The organism is Bombilactobacillus sp. ESL1092 (assembly GCF_058107465.1).
In genome coordinates, this window is sequence record NZ_CM176594.1 from 1,406,880 (window position 1) to 1,425,609 (window position 18,730).

General features: G+C 38.6%; 18 protein-coding genes and 1 tRNA gene. 14 read left to right on the forward strand and 5 right to left on the reverse strand.

The features are described 5' to 3' along the window. Positions 1-42: 42 nt before the first annotated feature. The gene (locus AC3B6Y_RS06530) at positions 43-1,074 is read left to right on the forward strand and encodes a branched-chain amino acid aminotransferase (RefSeq protein WP_489757281.1); all 1,032 of its coding nucleotides are present in this window, start codon (positions 43-45) and stop codon (positions 1,072-1,074) included. A 179-nt stretch (positions 1,075-1,253) separates the two neighbouring features. After that, positions 1,254-2,273, forward strand: a complete 1,020-nt coding sequence (gene adhP, locus AC3B6Y_RS06535) for an alcohol dehydrogenase AdhP (RefSeq protein ID WP_489790738.1) — start codon at positions 1,254-1,256, stop codon at positions 2,271-2,273. A gap of 98 nt (positions 2,274-2,371) precedes the next feature. Here the strand turns inward: adhP and AC3B6Y_RS06540 are convergent, their stop codons facing one another. Further along, positions 2,372-3,679 (reverse strand): APC family permease, encoded by a 1,308-nt coding sequence (locus AC3B6Y_RS06540; protein ID WP_489757283.1) that lies wholly within the window; start codon positions 3,677-3,679, stop codon positions 2,372-2,374. A gap of 74 nt (positions 3,680-3,753) precedes the next feature. Here AC3B6Y_RS06540 and AC3B6Y_RS06545 point away from each other — a divergent pair, with 74 nt between their 5' ends. From AC3B6Y_RS06545 to wecB, 5 genes are all read left to right on the forward strand, one after another. Then, positions 3,754-4,503, forward strand: a complete 750-nt coding sequence (locus tag AC3B6Y_RS06545) for a GH25 family lysozyme (protein WP_489790740.1) — start codon at positions 3,754-3,756, stop codon at positions 4,501-4,503. A 1-nt stretch (position 4,504) separates the two neighbouring features. Further along, entirely contained in the window at positions 4,505-5,488 is a 984-nt protein-coding gene (locus AC3B6Y_RS06550) for a Gfo/Idh/MocA family protein (protein ID WP_489790742.1), read from the forward strand. 7 nt (positions 5,489-5,495) lie between these two features. After that, the gene (locus AC3B6Y_RS06555; RefSeq protein WP_489790744.1) at positions 5,496-6,692 is read left to right on the forward strand and encodes a DEAD/DEAH box helicase; all 1,197 of its coding nucleotides are present in this window, start codon (positions 5,496-5,498) and stop codon (positions 6,690-6,692) included. 39 nt (positions 6,693-6,731) lie between these two features. Further along, positions 6,732-6,805 (forward strand) — tRNA-Arg (locus AC3B6Y_RS06560). A gap of 255 nt (positions 6,806-7,060) precedes the next feature. Next, positions 7,061-8,212, forward strand: coding sequence for a non-hydrolyzing UDP-N-acetylglucosamine 2-epimerase (wecB, locus tag AC3B6Y_RS06565; protein ID WP_489790746.1), 1,152 nt, complete (start codon positions 7,061-7,063; stop codon positions 8,210-8,212). Between the two features lie 99 nt (positions 8,213-8,311). On the opposite strand, the gene AC3B6Y_RS06570 is transcribed toward wecB, so the two are convergent. Continuing rightward, the gene (locus AC3B6Y_RS06570) at positions 8,312-9,232 is read right to left on the reverse strand and encodes an aldo/keto reductase (protein ID WP_489790748.1); all 921 of its coding nucleotides are present in this window, start codon (positions 9,230-9,232) and stop codon (positions 8,312-8,314) included. 120 nt (positions 9,233-9,352) lie between these two features. Between AC3B6Y_RS06570 and AC3B6Y_RS06575 the strand changes: the two genes are divergently transcribed. Continuing rightward, a complete protein-coding gene (locus AC3B6Y_RS06575) occupies positions 9,353-10,708 on the forward strand; it encodes a serine hydrolase domain-containing protein (RefSeq protein WP_489790750.1) in 1,356 nt (451 codons plus the stop codon). A gap of 57 nt (positions 10,709-10,765) precedes the next feature. On the opposite strand, the gene AC3B6Y_RS06580 is transcribed toward AC3B6Y_RS06575, so the two are convergent. Both AC3B6Y_RS06580 and AC3B6Y_RS06585 read right to left on the reverse strand, forming a co-directional pair. Beyond that, positions 10,766-11,212: a GtrA family protein gene (locus AC3B6Y_RS06580; protein WP_489757290.1), complete on the reverse strand. Its 447-nt coding sequence runs from the start codon at positions 11,210-11,212 to the stop codon at positions 10,766-10,768. A gap of 22 nt (positions 11,213-11,234) precedes the next feature. After that, the gene (locus tag AC3B6Y_RS06585) at positions 11,235-11,684 is read right to left on the reverse strand and encodes a flavodoxin (RefSeq protein WP_489790751.1); all 450 of its coding nucleotides are present in this window, start codon (positions 11,682-11,684) and stop codon (positions 11,235-11,237) included. Between the two features lie 199 nt (positions 11,685-11,883). Between AC3B6Y_RS06585 and map the strand changes: the two genes are divergently transcribed. From map to galU, 3 genes are read left to right on the forward strand one after another with little or no spacing between them, the layout of a single operon-like run. Further along, entirely contained in the window at positions 11,884-12,672 is a 789-nt protein-coding gene (map, locus tag AC3B6Y_RS06590; RefSeq protein ID WP_489790753.1) for a type I methionyl aminopeptidase, read from the forward strand. Between the two features lie 12 nt (positions 12,673-12,684). Continuing rightward, the gene (locus AC3B6Y_RS06595; RefSeq protein WP_489757293.1) at positions 12,685-13,638 is read left to right on the forward strand and encodes a YihY/virulence factor BrkB family protein; all 954 of its coding nucleotides are present in this window, start codon (positions 12,685-12,687) and stop codon (positions 13,636-13,638) included. A gap of 52 nt (positions 13,639-13,690) precedes the next feature. Beyond that, positions 13,691-14,584 carry a UTP--glucose-1-phosphate uridylyltransferase GalU gene (gene galU / locus AC3B6Y_RS06600; protein WP_489757294.1) on the forward strand — a complete coding sequence of 298 codons (894 nt, stop codon included), beginning with the start codon at positions 13,691-13,693 and terminating at the stop codon, positions 14,582-14,584. Positions 14,585-14,715: 131 nt separating this feature from the next. Here the strand turns inward: galU and AC3B6Y_RS06605 are convergent, their stop codons facing one another. Next, positions 14,716-15,012, reverse strand: a complete 297-nt coding sequence (locus tag AC3B6Y_RS06605; protein ID WP_489769134.1) for a hypothetical protein — start codon at positions 15,010-15,012, stop codon at positions 14,716-14,718. A 47-nt stretch (positions 15,013-15,059) separates the two neighbouring features. Here AC3B6Y_RS06605 and AC3B6Y_RS06610 point away from each other — a divergent pair, with 47 nt between their 5' ends. The 3 genes from AC3B6Y_RS06610 to AC3B6Y_RS06620 are packed head-to-tail and all read left to right on the forward strand — an operon-like array spanning position 15,060 to position 18,626. Then, the gene (locus AC3B6Y_RS06610; RefSeq protein WP_489757296.1) at positions 15,060-16,238 is read left to right on the forward strand and encodes a thiolase family protein; all 1,179 of its coding nucleotides are present in this window, start codon (positions 15,060-15,062) and stop codon (positions 16,236-16,238) included. Next, entirely contained in the window at positions 16,217-17,482 is a 1,266-nt protein-coding gene (locus AC3B6Y_RS06615) for a hydroxymethylglutaryl-CoA reductase, degradative (RefSeq protein WP_489790755.1), read from the forward strand. Before AC3B6Y_RS06610 ends, AC3B6Y_RS06615 begins: the two co-directional genes overlap by 22 nt. Further along, positions 17,466-18,626 (forward strand): hydroxymethylglutaryl-CoA synthase, encoded by a 1,161-nt coding sequence (locus AC3B6Y_RS06620; RefSeq protein WP_489790757.1) that lies wholly within the window; start codon positions 17,466-17,468, stop codon positions 18,624-18,626. The genes AC3B6Y_RS06615 and AC3B6Y_RS06620 overlap by 17 nt, the downstream gene beginning before the upstream one ends. Positions 18,627-18,730: the final 104 nt, after the last annotated feature.

Here is an 18,730-nt window from a genome sequence, read left to right on the forward strand (position 1 = left end):
ATTCTTTAAATTAAATAAAAATTAAAAAGAGAGGTAAGTAAGATGGCTAAAGTAAAAGCATCAGAGGTTGATTTTAATAATTTAGGATTTAATTACTTAGACTTACCTTATCGCTACCAGGCAACTTACAAAGATGGTCAATGGCAAGATGAAGGTTTGGTCACCGAAAGTGATGTAACAATTAATGAGGATTCAACGGCCTTACACTACGGACAATCAGTTTTTGAAGGTTTAAAAGCTTATCGTACTAAAGATGGTCATGTGCAATTATTCCGTCCCGATCAAAATGCGCAACGAATGCAAAACAGTTGTCAGCGTCTGTTGATGCCACAAGTACCAACTGACATGTTTGTAGATGCTGTGAAACAAGTGGTGAAGGCGAACATTGATTTTGTGCCACCTTATGGTAACGGAGCAACGTTATATTTACGACCAATTATGATGGGTGTTGGCGGCATGATTGGTGTACATCCGGCAACTGAATATATTTTTCGGATTTTTGCAATGCCAGTTGGTAATTACTTTAAAGGTGGTTTAACACCAACTAATTTCACCACTTCGCAATATGATCGGGCAGCGCATAAAGGAACTGGACAAAGTAAAGTTGGTGGTAACTATGCTGCTAGTTTAATGCCTGGTGACGCTGCGCAAAAGCATGGTTTTTCCGATTGTGTTTATCTGGATCCGGTTAATCATGAAAAGATTGAAGAAGTTGGATCAGCCAATTTCTTTGGAATTACGAAAGATGGTACGTTTGTGACACCAAAATCACCATCTATTTTACCGAGTGTTACCAAATATTCACTTTTGTATTTAGCTGAGCATGAGTTAAACATGCCAACTGAGCAAGGTGATGTTTATATCAATGATTTAGATCGTTTCGCAGAAGCTGGGGCTTGTGGTACAGCGGCAGTTATTTCACCAATTGGTGGTTTGGAGCACAATGGTAAGATGCACGTCTTTTATAGTCAAACTGAGGTCGGACCAGTGACCAAGAAGTTGTATGACATCTTAACTGGCATTCAATTTGGTGATCGCAAAGGACCTGAAGGCTGGGTTGAACCAGTTGAATAAAAGCAATTTATTAATAAACTTCAATTAAAATCTCAAAGCATTTAATATAGTTATAAACTAATTATATTAAATGCTTTTTTTGTTTTTTAAGTAAAAATTAAAAAATCTCTTGACCATGTGAAGATATTCACTTAAAATTCAATTGTAGGATTCAAAAAATCAAAAAGAGGTTAACTGATATGAAAGCAGCAGTAGTACGGGACAATTGCGATGGTTATGTTGATATTAAAGATGTTAAGTTACGTGATCTGCGAGCCGGTGAAGCTTTAGTTAAGATGGAATACTGTGGCTTGTGTCATACGGATTTGCATGTAGCCGCGGGTGACTTTGGTAAAGTTCCCGGCCGCATTATCGGGCATGAAGGTGTTGGTAAAGTGATTCAAGTAGCCGCTGGAGTTTCTACTTTAAAAATTGGTGATCGAGTATCAATTGCGTGGTTTTATCAAGGCTGCGGGCATTGCGAATATTGTACGACTGGCCGTGAAACTTTATGCCGTAATGTTTTAAACTCTGGGTTTAATGTTGACGGTGCGATGGCTGAAGAATGTATCGTTCCTGCTGACTATGCAGTTAAAGTTCCCGCTGATTTAGATCCGATTGAGGCTACTTCTCTAACTTGCGCGGGAGTAACAGTTTATAAGGGCTTGAAGACCGGAAATGTTCGTCCTGGTCAATGGGTTGAAGTGGTTGGCACTGGTGGCTTAGGCAATTTAGCAGTACAATATGCTAAGAATGTTTTTGGTGCGCATGTAGCAGCAGTCGACATTAATGATGAAAAATTGCAAGCTACTAAAAAGTTAGGGGCTGATCTGACAATTAATTCGCAAACCGAAGATGCTGCTGATGTTTTACAAACTAAAGTTGGTGGTGTTCATAGTGCAATTATTACGGCTGTGAGCTCGTCGGCATTTACATCTGCAGTTAACTCATTAAGACCAGATGGAACGTTAGTAGCGATTGCTTTACCTCAAGGAGACATGTCTTTAAATATCTCTAAAACTGTTTTAGATGGGATTAAAGTTGCTGGTTCATTAGTTGGTACTCGGCAAGATTTGGCTGAAGCTTTTGCTTTTGGAGCTGAACATAAAGTAAAGCCGATTGTCCAAACGCGTAAATTATCAGAAATTAACGATATTATTGATGAAATGAAAAATAATCAAATTGTTGGGCGAATGGTAGTTGATTTTACTAATAATTAATATTTTAGCCAAAACAAAAAGTGATGTGACAAAAGCACAGTTGGTTTGAACTAATTGTGCTTAGTCGCATCACTTTTTAGATTATTCATGATTAGTACTTAATTTTGCAATTGGCGGTGCTGCCAGTAATAAACGGGCCAGCCAGTTAAGGTTAATCCCAAACCGGCTAAGGCTAGTAATGGTTGACTGACCGTAGTATTGATCACAATAAATAAACCACCTAAAATTGCTAAAATAGGAGGGATGGGGTACCAAATAATTTGATACGGTCGCTGCAAATTAGGTTTGTTTTTACGGAGAATAAAAATTCCGATGAACAGAAGAATTGAAAAGATCCAAGAGATATAAACCAACATATTGGTTAAAGTGTCAAAAGTTCCCGAAAAAATCATGATGACGGCAATTAAACTTTCGAATAATAAACTGTTGGTGGGCATTTTTGTTTTGGCATTTAAATGGCTAAAAAAATGGGCTGCTGGTAATTGTTTTTGAATACCTAAAGTATACGGCATGCGAGAACCAACCATTAAGTGACCATTCACTGCACCATAAACTGATACTAAAATACCGATGGTTAAAATTTTGCCACCCAGCGGCCCAAATAATTTTTGGGCCGTTTGCATAGCAGCGTTTTGATTGCCCGCAATTTGGGTAAAGGGCAAAATTTTGATAAAGCTCCAGTTTAGTAAAGTATAAACAATGGTTACGGCGATTAATCCCCAAATAATAGCATGCGCTAAATTTTTTTCCGGACGTTTAATTTCACCAGCTAAATTACCAATGCTTAGCCAACCATCGTAGGCAAATAAAGTAGCGAGTAAAGCTTGCCCGAAAGCTTGCGGATGTTGAAAGGTTAAGGCTGATGTTAAATGACTCCAATTTAAATTGTTAGTGGTATTAAACCCCAAGGCAGCAATAATAATAGCGATAATTGGAATCAATTTAATAATTAAAGTCAATTTTTGTACTTGACTGCTGAGCTTACTACCTAACCAGTTGACAATAACTAATGAAAAAAGGCACATTAGCGCCCACATGGTTGGCGAAATGTGTGGTAAATTAAATAGTTGTTGTGCTTGCGTTCCAAAAACGATGGAAATTGCTGCAATATTAGCGGGATAGTATACAATGATTAAGGACCAACCAAACAAGAAAGCAATCTTGGGTCCATAAATTTCGCTGAGGTATTTAACGGGACCACCGTTTTCAGGATAAGTAGCAGCTAATTCGGCAACGGTTAAACCAGCCATGAGGGTAATAATTCCGGCTAATGGCCAAACTAAAATACTAAGCCAGGAACTTTTGGTTAATTGCGTAATACTAGCAACTTTAAAAAAGACTCCGCCACCGATGACAGTCCCCATGACGGTAGCCAGAGCCGAGAAAAGAGATAATTGACGTTTCATTTGCTTCATTCCTAACTAAATTTTCTTAATACTGAGTATTGTACTTGATTTTAAGAGAGAGGCAAAGATTTTTAATGCAGTCACGATTAATGGTCCGTCAACAAAAATTTCATAAAAAACAACTGCTCTTTGTGGGCTTTTTATTATTGGTTTTGGCAGGGCTTTTTGTGAGTAAACAAATTTTCAATTATTGGCAAAAAAGTGGTCGTCCCAGTACTAGCAACTATCCAGTTTTAGGAGTTAGCTTGAGTCAAACGGATGGCTATCAGGACTTTCATTTGCTGAAGAAACATGGCATAGATTTTGTTTATTTAAGGGCCACTCAAGGTGCAGATTATTTTGATGATGCATTCTTAAGTAATTATTGGCGGATTCAAGGCGCGCAATTACCGTATGGTATTGAGCATGATTTTAGTTGGCAAACTTCACCACAGGCCCAGTTTACTAATATTAAGGCTAGTGTTGGTACTCGAGTAGGAACGTTACCGTTAGTTCTGCAAGTTAAAGCTCCCTCAGCTTCGCAGTTAACTGCGCACCAAATTGATAAATCTGTTTCACGATTACAAAGTTTGCTGGTAAAATATTATCAGCGCCCAGTTTTAATTCAAACAGATCCAGCCTTGAATTATTTGATCAAGCATAATTCATGTGGCGGTATTTTACAGACTAGACCCCATCCCATTAAGGGTGATCAAGTGAAATTTTGGCAATATACGGATGCTGGACGCATTCCTAGTTTGGCAACTGCCAATCAGTATAGTTTATTAGTATTTAACGGCAATCAGCAGCAATGGGCGGCTTTTTTGCAAACAGGAGGTTGGTAAAATGTTACGTTTAGGTGTAATTGGTACCAATTGGATCACTAAACAATTTGTGCAAGCAATTCAGGCTACGGCTAGTTTTCAATTGACAACAATTTATTCACGCACATTAAGTCATGCTCAAAAATTGGCGCAGCAATTAAAAATAGAAGACGTTAAGTTAGTCGATCAACGTGAACAACTTTTTACTAGTTCCCAAGTTGATGTGATCTATGTGGCTTCACCTAATAGTTGTCACTTTCAAGATATTATGGCCGCTTTAGAATGCCACAAACATGTGATTGTAGAGAAACCGTTGGTCTCCACGCGCTCTGAATTTTTACAAATTAAAGCTTTTTTAAAACAACATCCGGAGTTATTTATTTTTGAAGCTGCCCGGCATATTCATGAGACTGAATTTCACCAATTACAACAACGAGTGGCCGAATTACCAGTAATTACGGGCGCCACGATTATTTATCGCAAATACTCTAGTCGCTATGATCAAGTCTTAGCGGGCCAAGAACCGAATGTGTTTTCACCCAAATTTTCGGGCGGCGCCTTATATGATTTGGGAGTTTATTTAATTTATGATGCCCTTTGCTTATTTGGACAACCACTAACGGCTCAGTATTTTCCGCAAATGATTGCGACGAAAGTTGATGGTCAAGGGACTTTAGTCTTACATTATCACGAGTTCGACGTAACCCTATTAGTAGGCAAAATTAGTAACTCTTTATTACCATCGGAAATTTATAGTAATCACCAAACGCTTTTATTTAATGATGGTGGCACCATTCGAAAAATTTGGGATGATCAAAACCAGCAAGTGCAAAAATTTGCGGATCACAATCCGATGCTGGCGGAAGCGCAAGTTTTTAGTCAAATTATTCAACAACATGATCACAAAGAATTCTTACGGCTCTGGCAATTAGCTGATCAAGTGAATCAAATTTTAACAACGGTGCGCTTAGCAGCGAAAATTCACTTTACTGCCGATGAGAAATGAGGAAAATATGCAAATACCAAAGATTTATCAAAAATATTATCAGCAACATCATTTTCAAAGTTTGACACCGATTCAAGAACAAGTCTATGAACCGCTACAACAAGGAAAATCCTTACTGGCTTTAGCTCCTACTGGTTCTGGTAAAACATTAGCATTTGGAATGCCGTTATTGTCTAAATTAACGCTTAATGGTGGGATTCAGTTACTAGTACTGGAACCTTCCCAGGAGTTGGCTATTCAAACGCGCAATGTGTTACGCTCTTTAAATCCCCAGTTACGGGTGTTAGAGGTGATTGGAGGCGCTAATGTTCAGCGGCAAATTGAACATTTAAAACAAAAACCTGAGGTCGTTGTCGGAACAATTGGGCGCATTAAAGATCTAGTTGTTAAACGCAAATTTAAATTAAATAAAATCCAGACGGTGGTCATTGATGAAGCTGATGATTTGTTGATGGATAAATTGACGCCGGTACGGGATTTATTGGGTCGCTTGCAAGGTCAGTTTCAATTAGCCTTGTTTTCAGCAACAGCGGCGCCGATTTTTCAAGAATTATCCAAGTGGTTTCCTCAAGATTTTCTCAAGATTGATTTGCGTGCCGACCAACAGTTTCGGGCAGGGATCAAGCATTACTTTTTATTGACGAGTAATTCACAAAAAGCAGCTACTTTACAACGTTTAGCACATCGCAAACACAAACGCAATTTAGTTTTTTATCAATCTAGTAAAGAATTACACCAATATGCTGCCGATATGCGGTATCGTAAAACGTATTTTACAGTATTAGATACCAGTGATCCGAAAAAACGGCGGGCTGATGCACTAGCTAATTTTAAAAAGCGTGATACTTCACTTTTATTGACGACGGATGTAGCAGCTCGGGGCATGGATTTGCCGGATTTAACGACAGTCATTAATTGGAACAATCCGCAAAATTTAACAGAGTATATTCATCGTAGCGGTCGGACTGGTCGGATGGGGCGTAACGGCGAGGTAATTACTTTAGGTAACGAACATGATTTTCGACAATTACAAGAATTATTGCAAGCGCAACATATTAAATTACGGAAAGTGCAGTTAGTTGATGAACAGTTGGTAACGGCCCAGCCCTCCAAAAGTGGGGCTAAAGCAAAAGTTATTCGGCATCGTTCTAAAAAACGACAACGTGATCAAAAACGCCAAGGTTATCATGGTGTCAAAAAATAATCTTTACAGTTGAGTTATTTCGTGGCAAGATTAAACCATGGTCTCGTGGCTCAGCTGGATAGAGCAACTGCCTCCTAAGCAGTAGGTCATCGGTTCGAATCCGATCGAGATCATCGTGTTGCCGCTGTTCATTAGTGATCTGCGGCTTTTTTATTTCAAAAATTTTGTTTGAAAGAAATAAAAAATTAAACCACAAATAATTAAACTTAAAATAAAAAAGAAGCTGTAGCGCCAATGTTGGTGTAAAATTTGATCAAAAGTAAAAACTAAACTAAAGCCGCAAATTAATAATAATATGCCGCAAATTATTAAATAAATCATAAAAAACTCCTAGTGTAAATAAAATAGGTGATTGAGGAGGAACAATTTTGCAAAAAATCAAGGTTATGACGGTTTTTGGAACGCGTCCAGAAGCAATTAAAATGGCACCTTTGGTCTTGAAATTACAGCAGCAAGCCCAATACTTTCAAACCACTACAGTTGTTACTGCTCAACATCGAGAAATGTTAGATTCAGTCTTGGATATTTTTCATATTCATCCAGATTATGACTTGAACATTATGAAGAGAAAGCAATCATTAAGTGGAATTACTAGTTCAGTCTTGTTAGACATGGATGATGTTTTTGAACAAGAACAGCCGGATATTGTGTTAGTACATGGTGATACAACCACTACGTTAGCGGCTGCCATGTCAGCTTTTTATCACCAAACGGCGATTGGTCATGTGGAAGCGGGGTTGCGTACTTGGAATAAGTATTCACCTTGGCCTGAGGAAATGAATCGGCAAATGACCGATGATCTGGCGGATTTGTATTTTGCGCCGACGGAGCAAAGCAAAGCTAATTTATTAACTGAAAATCATCCAGCAGAACAAATTTTCGTCACTGGGAATACTGCCATTGATGCGCTGGAACAAACTGTCCAAAGTGACTATCATCATCACGCTTTAGATCTTGTTGACCCTAATAAGCGAATGATTTTGGTGACCATGCACCGCAGAGAAAATCAAGGTGCACCGATGAAACGGGTATTTCAAGCGATGCTAGAAGTCGTCCAAAGTCATTCTGATGTAGAAATTATCTATCCCGTTCATTTAAATCCAGTGGTTCAACAAGCTGCTCATGAAGTTTTAGGTGATCATGAACGCATTCATTTAATTGATCCGTTAGATGTGTTAGATTTTCATAATCTGGCTGCGCGGTCTTATTTTATCATGAGCGATTCTGGCGGTGTTCAAGAAGAAGCCCCAGCTTTAGGTAAGCCAGTATTGGTTTTACGTGACACGACGGAGCGTCCTGAAGGAGTTCAAGCCGGGACTTTGAAATTAGTAGGTACTGATCCCCAAAAGGTCAAAGCGGCAATGAGTCAACTGTTAGATGATTCCGCAGCTTATCAAGCGATGGCTCAAGCCAAAAATCCCTATGGTGATGGTTTAGCGAGTGAACGCATTTGTGCGGCTATTCGTTATCATTTTCAACAATTAGCGCAGCGTCCAGCGGAGTTTAGTTACCATAAATAAAATGAATTATTTGTTAAAAAAGATGTTCGCAGTAATACGAACATCTTTTTTCATGGTACTTTAAAAGTCATAAATTAGTCCTAACAATAGGCATTTGATTTAAGGTAAATCATGACCAGCTGCCAAGTACAGATCGTACCATTCTTGACGACTCAATGAAAAATCAGTACATTCACTGCTAGAGATAATATGTTTGGGCTGCGTAGTTCCTAAGAGAACTTGGATTTTGGCGGGATGGCGTAGAATCCAAGCAGCGGCAATCGCATTTTTATTAGTTTGATATTTCTGGGCCAATTGGGCTAAAACTTGGTTTAAATGCGGAAATTGTGCGCTATTAATAAAAGTTCCTTTCGAAAAATCAGCTTGAAAAGGTGACCAAGCTTGAAGGGTCAAGTGGTGTTGTTGACAATATTCTAAAGTGCCGCCAGTGCGATCAATAGCGAAAGCGTTGGCCATATTAACATGCAAGCCAAAGTCAATCAGTTGAGTATGAGCTAAGCTAAATTGCAATTGGTCTACAACTATTGGAGTAGATAAGCCTGATTGTAAAAGTTGAATCTGGGCGGCATTAAAGTTGGAAACGCCAAAGTTTTTGACTTTACCGGCTTGCTGTAGTTGTTGAAAAGCTGAATTAACTTCTGCTAAATCCATCAGTGGATCGGGGCGATGTAAAATGAACAAATCTAAATAATCGATTTGTAGGCGTTGTAAAATTTGCTCGACGCTGTGCAATAAATATCGCGCTGAAAAATCATAACGTTGCCCCGGGACAATACCAGCCTTAGATTGAATAATCCAATCTTCACGTTGAAAATTGCCTGTAGTGAAGGCATTACCGAAAACTTGTTCATATTGACCATTGCCATAAATATCGGCAGAATCAATGAAATTAATACCACATTGTTGGGCAGCAATTAAATTAGCAGTGGCTTGAGCCGTGGATAAATCTTTCCAGCGCATAAGACCTAAAGCTACAGTGGATACTGGTGGTAAGTTTGGACTAATCTGCAAATATTTCATTGAAGAACCTCCTGATGAAAATAAGTATACGACGAAACGAGTTCGATTTGTACCAATTGACTTGGTAACTTGTTTTTTTAAATTAACTCTTTATAATATGATTAAAAAGGAGAAAATTTAATGGATTTTGCACAATTAAATGAAACTTTAGCTAATAGTATTCAACAGTTCAACTTGCCCGCTTGTGGAGTCGGAATAGCGAGTCATGATCAAACGATGGTTCAGGGATACGGTGATTATGATGATCAATGGGTCTTTCCCCTGTGTTCCATTTCCAAAAGTTTTCTGGCAACCACCATTTGTCAACTAGCTGATCAGGGCGTTTTAGATTTGGATCAACCGATTATTGATAGTTGGCAGCAATTTAAAGTTTATGATGATTATGCTACTAAACATTTAACGTGGCGTGATTTGTTATGTCATCGTAGTGGAGTGCCGGCACATGATTTAATGCGCTTTACCAATGGTCCACTGAGTTTAAGTCAAGTAGTCACGAAAGTGCCATATTTAAAACCGAACGTTGATCTACGCTATAAAATGCAATACAGTAACTTAATGTTTGCTGAATTAACATTTGCGTTAGAGCAGGTTTTAGGAACGGATTATTATTCTTATCTACAACAATATCTATTAACAGATTTAAACTTAACTAATACTTATGTACATGATGAAGCAGTAGCGTTAGAGCAAATTGCTCCAGCTTATTTGCCAGAAGGTAATCATTATCGTCCAATGCAATTCATGTCTCCTGGTCATTTAGGTGGGGCCAGCAGTATGTTAGCAAAGCCACAAGATTTATTGACCTGGGCGCAATTTCAATTGCAGAATTATCAACAACAGTCACATAATAATGCGGCGCAAATGTATCAACCACAAATTGTTATGCAACCTAGTCGCAATTATGCCCAGCCACAATTGAGTGCTTACGGCTTTGGAATGATGATGGAAACCTATCGCGGGTATAAATATTTTTATCATACGGGTTCTTTTATTGGCTATTGTGCAATTTTAGGTTTTGTACCGGAATTAGATTTAGCTTTTGGCATGGTCACCAATTTAGATTCAACGAATGCAATGTTTGGTTTGGCTTATCAAGTAATTGATCAAGCAGCCCAATTACCAACAGTTGATTGGACACACAAGATTTTACAAGATGACCATCAAAAAGCTAGCCAAAAAAAGCAGCAGCTACAACAACAATTTGGAGCTACTAAACAAGTTGCTTTGAGTCGTCCAGAGTGGTTAGGTGTCTACGTTAATCCGGGGTATGGTCGCTTAGAGTTGTGTGCAGAGCAGGGGCAGTTGCATATTAAATTTGCGCAATTTGATTTTGCCATTGTCACTGATTTAAAGGGACAAGCTTGGATTGATATTGCCCCATTAAATAAAATCGTACAATTAAACATTACGCAACAACAAATTGCTTTGTTTGCAGAAACAGCACTAAATGAACCGATCATTTTTTCACGGCATTAATAATGATGGTAATGAAAAAGGTGGGACTTTTGTCTCACCTTTTTTTTGATCGTGCTTTCATTTTTCACGATGAATCCGCTGATGTAGATGTTGAATCATGGCGCTATTTTCTCGCAAAAAAATAGCTTGCGTGGATAAATAATTGACTAAACCAACGATGATTTGGTCTAACATTTTAGCAATTAAATTGTTCCATTGTAACAGGCTGATGCCAATCCACATCAAAATATTATCTAAAATTAATGACAGTAACCGCTGCGAAAGGAAAAGCCCACTTTCTTGGATGAAAGTTTTCCAATTTTGATAGCTGCTTTGAAAGACAATTTTTTTGTTAACAATGAAAGAAAAAACATTCGCAATCAGCCAGGCGACAGTATTGGCAACTAACATATTAATGCGCCAGTGATTGTGTAAAATATGAAAAGCAAAGACATTAATAACAGAAGCTAAGAAACCATAAAATGTGTAAACAATAAAATCGCGATGCTTTTTATAGATATCCATGAGTCAACTTCTTTTCTCTTACTTAGAATAGGTCAATCAATGTTTGGGCAAAGTGGTCTAATTTAGCAATATCGGCGCTCTGCGGGGCGAGCTCTACTTTGACACTAGTGGCTCCTTTAATGGCTCCAGCTTGTTCAAATGCTTGTTCAAAATGATCAACTGCAATGGCAAAATCTTGATAAAAAGTATCGCCTGAACCACAAACACCAAAGATTTTGCCTGTGAGGTCGGCTTCTTGTAAGTCATGATAAAAGTCGAGGCCTTCGTCTGGAATGTTGCCTTCTAAACCATCAGAATAAGTGTAACTAACCACAATACAGAGATCGGCGGTTTGAAAATCTTGGACATCAGTTTGGGAGATTTCTGAGACGTCCACTTCCATCTTGGCGTTTTCAAAATCTTCACTTAAAATATCTGCCATATCTTCATCATTACCAGTCATACTGGCATAAACGATTTTTACTTTTGTCACGAATCTTGCTCCATTCCCATAATCTCGGCAACTATTATATCATAATTTTGATTTGGATAAATTACTAGCTAGATACTTATTAATAAGTTTAAAAATTCTAAAATTTTTTGAGCGTTTGAAAGTAAAAAGGAAATTATTAGTCAATTATTCGTCCGTTGAGCTATAATAAAATTAGCGTGAAAGAGTGGAGGTAACTTGTTTGATTACATTAAAATCAGCTAGAGAAATTGAAGGTATGAGAAAGTCAGGAGATTTGTTAGCGCAAACCCATATTGGTTTACGGAACATTATCAAACCGGGAATTTCTAGTTTTGAAATTGAAAAGTTTGCTGATAAATTTATTACAGATCATGGTGGGCATCCATCAGAAAAAGGTTTTGAAGGCTATCGTTACGCAACTTGTGTGTGTGTGAATGATGAAGTAGCGCATGCAGAACCACGCCACAGTTTGATTTTAAAAAACGGCGATATTGTGAAAGTCGATATGACAGTTGAATTGGATGGTTATCAAAGTGATTCCTGCTGGTGTTATGCTGTAGGGGAAATTTCGCCCGAAAAAAAGCATTTGATGGAAGTCACTAAAAAAGCTTTATATTTAGGAATTGATCAGGCTCAAGTCGGTAATCGCTTAGGTGATATTGGTTACGCTATTCAACATTATGTCGAAGATCAAGAACATATGGGTGATGTGCGTGATTTAATTGGTCACGGGATTCAACCGACGATGCACGAAGCACCGAATGTGCCCCATTATGGTGAACCAGGCAAGGGCTTACGGCTCAAAGAAGGCATGACTATTACCATTGAACCAATGGTTAATTTAGGAACTTGGGAAATTACCAGCAAGTTTACAGATAATAATTGGGAATATTTTGTGTCAGCTGATGGAACTCCTTCAGCTCAGTATGAGCACACCTTGGCTATTACCAAAGATGGTCCTAAAATTTTAACTTCGCAAGACCCTATTGGTGATCAAAAATATTTGTAAAAGGATAATAATTTGGCTTCTGATAAAGAAAAACAGTCCTTATTTGCTTCTGATTTAACGTGGTTTCAAAAATTGATTTATTTTTGTCAATTAGTGATGCAACGGATTAAAAGTGGCAATATTGGTCTTTCTTCCAAAGCAGTAGTTTATTACGGCTTACTGTCATTTTTTCCACTAATTTCATTGGTTGGTAGTGCGTTACCATTATTTCATTTGGATCCGCAAATGTTACTAGGATATGCCCAAAATTTAATGCCGACGCGTTTAATTAAATTTATTGACCCAATCTTAACTAAATTATTGACTCAAAAAAGTAACGGGCTGCTGTCATTTGGTATTTTGGGAACACTCTGGTCTAGTTCAGGGGTGGTTAATATTTTGAAACGGAGTATTAACCAAGTTTATGGATTAGATAATCAAACTATTTATACAAAAAAATCATTGTTAAATTTTCTTATTCTAAGAAGTGTAGCGATTTTGGTAACCACTTCATTAATTGTGATTTTGTTAATACTGTTTCTGACAGTTTTAGTTGGGCAACAATTATTAAATTGGTTGCAATCCTATGTTTTATGGGGACCGAAGTTACTACAAGAATTTATTCATTGGAAATGGCCGGTAACCGGTTTGGTTTTAGTCGTCATCTTACTAGTCGCCTATATCTTTTTGCCGAATTCTCACGAAAAGATTAGTTATGTTTGGCCAGGAACGGTGTTTACAACAATAGGTTTTAGTTTATTATCACAAGGCTTTTCGTTATATATTAAATATTTTGGTAGTCGCTGGCATTCTTATGGCACGATTGGTACTTTTTTTATTCTAGTATTGTGGCTTAACTTTCTTGCGTATATCTTTTTGATCGGGGCTGCCATTAATGCCGCTGTGCTTCAAGCATTTCAAGGTCAGTTAGAACAATCTGGTGGTTTAAAACAGTTTTACCAACAACGAAAAAATCACCATAAATAGTTATTTTGTTGTATGATGAGAACATATTTTACCATGAGAGGAACAATTATCTATGGAAAAAGTTAGAAAAGCGGTTATTCCAGCAGCAGGATTAGGCACCCGATTCTTGCCCATTACTAAGGCAATGGCAAAAGAGATGTTGCCCATCGTGGATAAACCTACGATTCAATTCATTGTGGAAGAAGCCAAAGCTTCCGGAATTGAAGATATTTTAATTATTACTGGCAAGGGTAAACGCCCCATTGAAGATCATTTTGATTCAGCACCAGAATTAGAACAAAATTTGAAATCTAAGCATAAAGATGAACTATTGAAAGTGGTACAAGATACAACCAACATTGGTGTAAATTTGTATTTTACGCGTCAGTCATATCCTAATGGTTTAGGGGATGCGGTGAGCTTAGCCAAATCTTTTGTAGGTGACGAACCGTTTGTTGTAATGCTTGGTGATGACTTAATGAAAGATCAAGTACCGTTGACCAAGCAATTGATTAATGATTATAATGAAACGCATGCTTCGACCTTAGCTGTCATGCAGGTTCCTCAAAAAGATGTTTCTAAGTACGGAGTGATTGATCCAGATGGCGAAGTTAAGCCAGGATTATATCGGGTTAATAATTTTGTAGAAAAGCCCGCTGTGGAAAATGCACCAAGCAATTTAGCAATTATTGGGCGTTATTTGTTGACGCCGGATATTTTTGCTATGCTGGATACGCAGGCTCCCGGTGCAGGCAACGAAATTCAACTAACAGATGCGATTGATCGCTTAAATAAAACCCAACGGGTGTTTGCACATGAATTTACAGGCGAACGGTTTGATGTTGGTAATAAATTTGGTTATATGAAAACTAGCATTGAATATGGGTTGAATCACCCCGAAGTGAAAGATGAACTTCGCAAATATATTATTAATTTAGGCCAACAATTAGCAGCAGATAAAAAATAAAATATTATGATTTTTGGTCATAATATTTGGCTATGCGTGCTTATTAGTAGTTGGTTTCTAGTGACAGCTGACTTGGTCAGTTTAAAAAGCAAGTTTATTACTCAACTGCTAAGCGGCTTTTAAGTGTAGTATTACTTGAGATAAATATGTTTATCACCAAATCTTAAACCAAAGATTTGGTGATATTTTTTTGAAAATTTCACGTAAACTAAGGCTTGAGCAGATTTTGTTTTAAGCAGAGTGATTAATTCCCAAACTTGATAAGAATGATTGTGAGATTGCAAATTTAATATTAAATAATGATTTTCATTAGTAAATTCTGATGATATACTAGAGATTCCCCAAGTTTTATGCTGATTATCTTCATAAAAAACTAGTAAATTAGTTTTCACATCCAGCAAAAGTTTTATTAAAGTTTGAGTGTCCATTGTGGCCTCCTTAATGATTATTCAATAAATTAACAGGAGTAAAAAGTTTGAATTTGAATGAGATTGTAATTACTGCTGCCTATCGGACGCCAACCGGTAAATTTCAAGGTAGTTTCAAAGATTTTACAGCAGTTCAATTGGCAACCCAATTATGTCAACAGATTTTAGTGAAAGAAAAGATCGCTCCCCAACTGATTCAGCAGGTGATTTTAGGTAGTGTTTTAACAGCGGGGAGCGGACAAAACATTGCGCGTCAAGTCCAGTTAAATGCTGGGTTAGATTTGACGGGGACGGCAATGACTGTTAATCAAGTCTGTGGTTCAGGGCTGAAAGCAGTTCGACTAGCGCAAAGCGCATTAATGTTAGATGATGCTCAAGTTGTTTTGGCTGGCGGTGTGGAAAGTATGTCGCAGGCACCAGCAGTGGCAGCGCGCTTGACTAAACAAGATTTTGCAACCGATGATTGGCAGGATACGTTGTTTAATGATGGTTTGACAGATGCTTTTAGTCAGCAACCGATGGGAATCACAGCAGAAAATTTAAATCGAAAATATCATTTAACGCGGCAGCAGTTAGATCAATTTGCACTACAGTCACAACAAAAAGCGGTGCAAGCGCAAGCTGCTGGTTGGTTTGATGAAGAAATTTTGCCAATTACGGGGTTGTCGGCCGATGAAACCGTGCGCCCGCAAACTACGTTATCGGCTTTACAACAATTATCCCCCGCATTTCAGGCTGAGGGGTTAGTGACAGCGGGGAATGCATCACCGCTAAGTGATGGTGCTAGCTTACTTGTCTTAACGACTACTAATGTGGCCTGTAGGAATCAATGGCAACCACTAGCTAAAATTACCGCTTATCAAGAAGTGGGGTACCAACCGCAATTAATGGGTTATGCCCCAGTAATTGCTATTCAAAAATTACTGGCGCAAAAACAACAAACAGTTGCCGACATTGATTTGTTTGAAGTTAATGAAGCATTTAGTAGTCAAGCTTTATTAGTACAGCAAGAATTACAAATTGCCGATAGTCAATATAATATCACTGGCGGTGCTTTGGCTTTGGGACATCCGTTAGGTTCTTCTGGCGCTCGTATTTTAACTACTTTAATTCACAATTTACAGCGAACTCATCAACATCGTGGGATCGCAGCCTTGTGTATTGGTGGTGGTCAAGCAATAGCATTAGAGGTGGAAAATTTGCAATGGTCAAATTCTATGAATTAACAACTAAGCAGCGTTTACAGCAATTATATCAGACGGGAATTTTAACGACAGCAGATTTAGAATTATTACATTCTTATCCTAATTTGCCAACGGCTATCGCGACTAATTTAATTGAAAATCAAGTTGGAGTTTTTGGAGTGCCGCTAGGTTTGGCAGAAAATTTTGTGATTGATGGACAATCGTTACTGATTCCCATGGCCACGGAAGAACCATCAGTGATTGCGGCTGCCAGTAATGCCGCCAAGCGTTGTTTGGCAAAGGGTGGTTTTCAAACAACAGTCCAACGCGCGGGCTTAATTGGTCAGATTGTGTTTGAAGGACAATTAAAAACCCCACAGATTTTTTTGGATCAGCATTTAGCAATGATCCGCCAGGTTGCCCTGAGCGCACATCCAAGCCTAGAACAACATGGTGGAGGATTAAAACAAGTTAGCGTTCATGTGTCAGCCGACTTTGTGGAATTTCGGTTATTAATTGATCCCGGTGAAGCTATGGGCGCTAATATAGTCAATACTCTGGCTGAGGCAGTGGCCCAATATTTAGCCACACAACTGCCACAGTTAAGTTTGTTAATGGCCATCTTGTCTAATCAGGCCCCCCAACAATCAGTTACGGCAACAGCCGCTTTTGCCTTACCTGATTTGGCGACGAAACACGATACCGGTAAAGTCGTAGCTCAAAAAATTGTCGCTGCCACCCAGTTTGCCCAAGAATCTACTTTACGGGCTGCAACGCATAATAAGGGCATTATGAACGGCATTAACGCTGTAGTGTTAGCCACCGGTAATGATCCGCGCAGTATTAATGCGGCGAGTTATGCTGGATTATCCAAGCAGCAACCAACGTGGACTTCTTGGCAAATCCAAGATGAATTGTTAGTTGGTCGAATTACAATTTCGTTGCCCTTAGGTAGTTTAGGCGGTGCAATTTCGACCTTACCCATGGCCCAATTAAGTATGAAAATTTTGCAACAACCTTCTGCACGACAGTTAATGAGTATTGTTGCTAGTGTGGGGTTGGCTTCAAATTTAGCGGCACTCAGAGCTTTAGTCACACAAGGCATTCAAGCCGGACATATGAATTTACAATTTAAAAGTTTAGCGTTGATGGCCGGGGCTACAGCAACAGAGGTTGAACCAGTAGTTAAACAATTACGGTTAGCACCCACCAAGGCTAACTTACAAACAGCTCGCCAGATTTTACAACAATTACGTTTAGGAGAAAATTATGAAAGTCGGCATTGATAAGATTGATTTTTATACACCCAACCAATATTTAGATTTAAAAGATTTGGCTAGTGCCCGCAAAGTGGACCCCAATAAATACTTGATTGGGATTGGCCAACAAAAAATGGCTGTAGCACCATTAGATCAAGATATTGTCTCTATGGCGGCTAATGCGGCTGAGCCGTTATTGACGCTTCAAGACCAACAGCAATTGGGCTTAGTGATAGTAGGTACGGAAAGTGGCGTTGATCAATCGAAAGCTTCAGCCCTCTTTGTTCAAGAGGTGTTAGCTTTACCAACTAATTTACGTGCCTTAGAAATAAAAGAGGCTTGTTTTGGAGCTACTGCTGGTCTGCAATTAGCAGCCGATTTTGTGCGCTTACATCCGCATAAAAAAGCCTTAGTAATTGCTAGTGATATTGCCCGGTATGGTTTAAAAAGTGCTGGCGAAGTCACCCAGGGTGCTGGTGCGGTGGCTATGTTAGTGGGGGCTGATCCACAAATTTTAGCTTTAGAAGAGCAATCATTTTATATGAGTCAAAGTACAGGTGATTTTTGGCGCCCGAATTATTCGACAGAAGCTTTTGCTCGGGGGAAATACTCCGAAGAAGTTTACATCGCGATGTTTACAGAGTTATGGCAACAATTTGTGACTAGTGATGTATTGGCAGTGTCCGACTTGGCAGCTTTGTTATTTCATATTCCCTTTTCCAAAATGGGACGCAAAGCTTTAAAAAGCCTCGCTTCTAAGATTGCAGAACCGGATTATCAGCGCTTAACTCGCCGTTTTGAAGCAAGCATTATGTATGGCCAACAAGTGGGCAATATTTATACGGGTTCTTTGTATCTAAGTTTACTGTCTTTATTGGAAAATGATACCAGCTTACATCCGGGGGAAGCGATTGGTCTATATAGTTACGGTTCGGGCTCAGAAGCAGAACTCTTTTTTGGTATTTTACAGCCACATTTTCGCGCTGGTTTAAACATAGAGAAGCATCAACAATTGTTGCGCCAGCGGCAACAATTAACGATAGAACAATATGAACAACAATTTCAACACAGTTTAGTGACTGATGGCTCGACCCAAGTTTTAGCCAATTCGGATCCGCAGGCGGCCCATCGTTTAACTAAAATTGTTAATCATGAACGAAAATATCAATAAAATAGTAGAAATCGGTTACAAAACAGACTATAATAAAGACGTGGTGAGATGAAACCTTACTGCAACTGCTATCAGGATGCAATGTGCATCTTTCGATAAGGTGA

Coding starts and splice junctions, on each gene's coding strand:
- AC3B6Y_RS06530 (WP_489757281.1), top strand. CDS start 43: ATGGCTAAAGTAAAAGCATCAGAGGTTGATTTTAATAATTTAGGATTT.
- AC3B6Y_RS06540 (WP_489757283.1), bottom strand. CDS start 3,679: ATGAAACGTCAATTATCTCTTTTCTCGGCTCTGGCTACCGTCATGGGG.
- galU (WP_489757294.1), top strand. CDS start 13,691: ATGGAAAAAGTTAGAAAAGCGGTTATTCCAGCAGCAGGATTAGGCACC.
- AC3B6Y_RS06575 (WP_489790750.1), top strand. CDS start 9,353: ATGGATTTTGCACAATTAAATGAAACTTTAGCTAATAGTATTCAACAG.
- AC3B6Y_RS06615 (WP_489790755.1), top strand. CDS start 16,217: ATGGTCAAATTCTATGAATTAACAACTAAGCAGCGTTTACAGCAATTA.
- AC3B6Y_RS06605 (WP_489769134.1), bottom strand. CDS start 15,012: ATGGACACTCAAACTTTAATAAAACTTTTGCTGGATGTGAAAACTAAT.
- AC3B6Y_RS06620 (WP_489790757.1), top strand. CDS start 17,466: ATGAAAGTCGGCATTGATAAGATTGATTTTTATACACCCAACCAATAT.
- adhP (WP_489790738.1), top strand. CDS start 1,254: ATGAAAGCAGCAGTAGTACGGGACAATTGCGATGGTTATGTTGATATT.
- AC3B6Y_RS06555 (WP_489790744.1), top strand. CDS start 5,496: ATGCAAATACCAAAGATTTATCAAAAATATTATCAGCAACATCATTTT.
- AC3B6Y_RS06545 (WP_489790740.1), top strand. CDS start 3,754: ATGCAGTCACGATTAATGGTCCGTCAACAAAAATTTCATAAAAAACAA.
- AC3B6Y_RS06580 (WP_489757290.1), bottom strand. CDS start 11,212: ATGGATATCTATAAAAAGCATCGCGATTTTATTGTTTACACATTTTAT.
- AC3B6Y_RS06550 (WP_489790742.1), top strand. CDS start 4,505: ATGTTACGTTTAGGTGTAATTGGTACCAATTGGATCACTAAACAATTT.
- AC3B6Y_RS06570 (WP_489790748.1), bottom strand. CDS start 9,232: ATGAAATATTTGCAGATTAGTCCAAACTTACCACCAGTATCCACTGTA.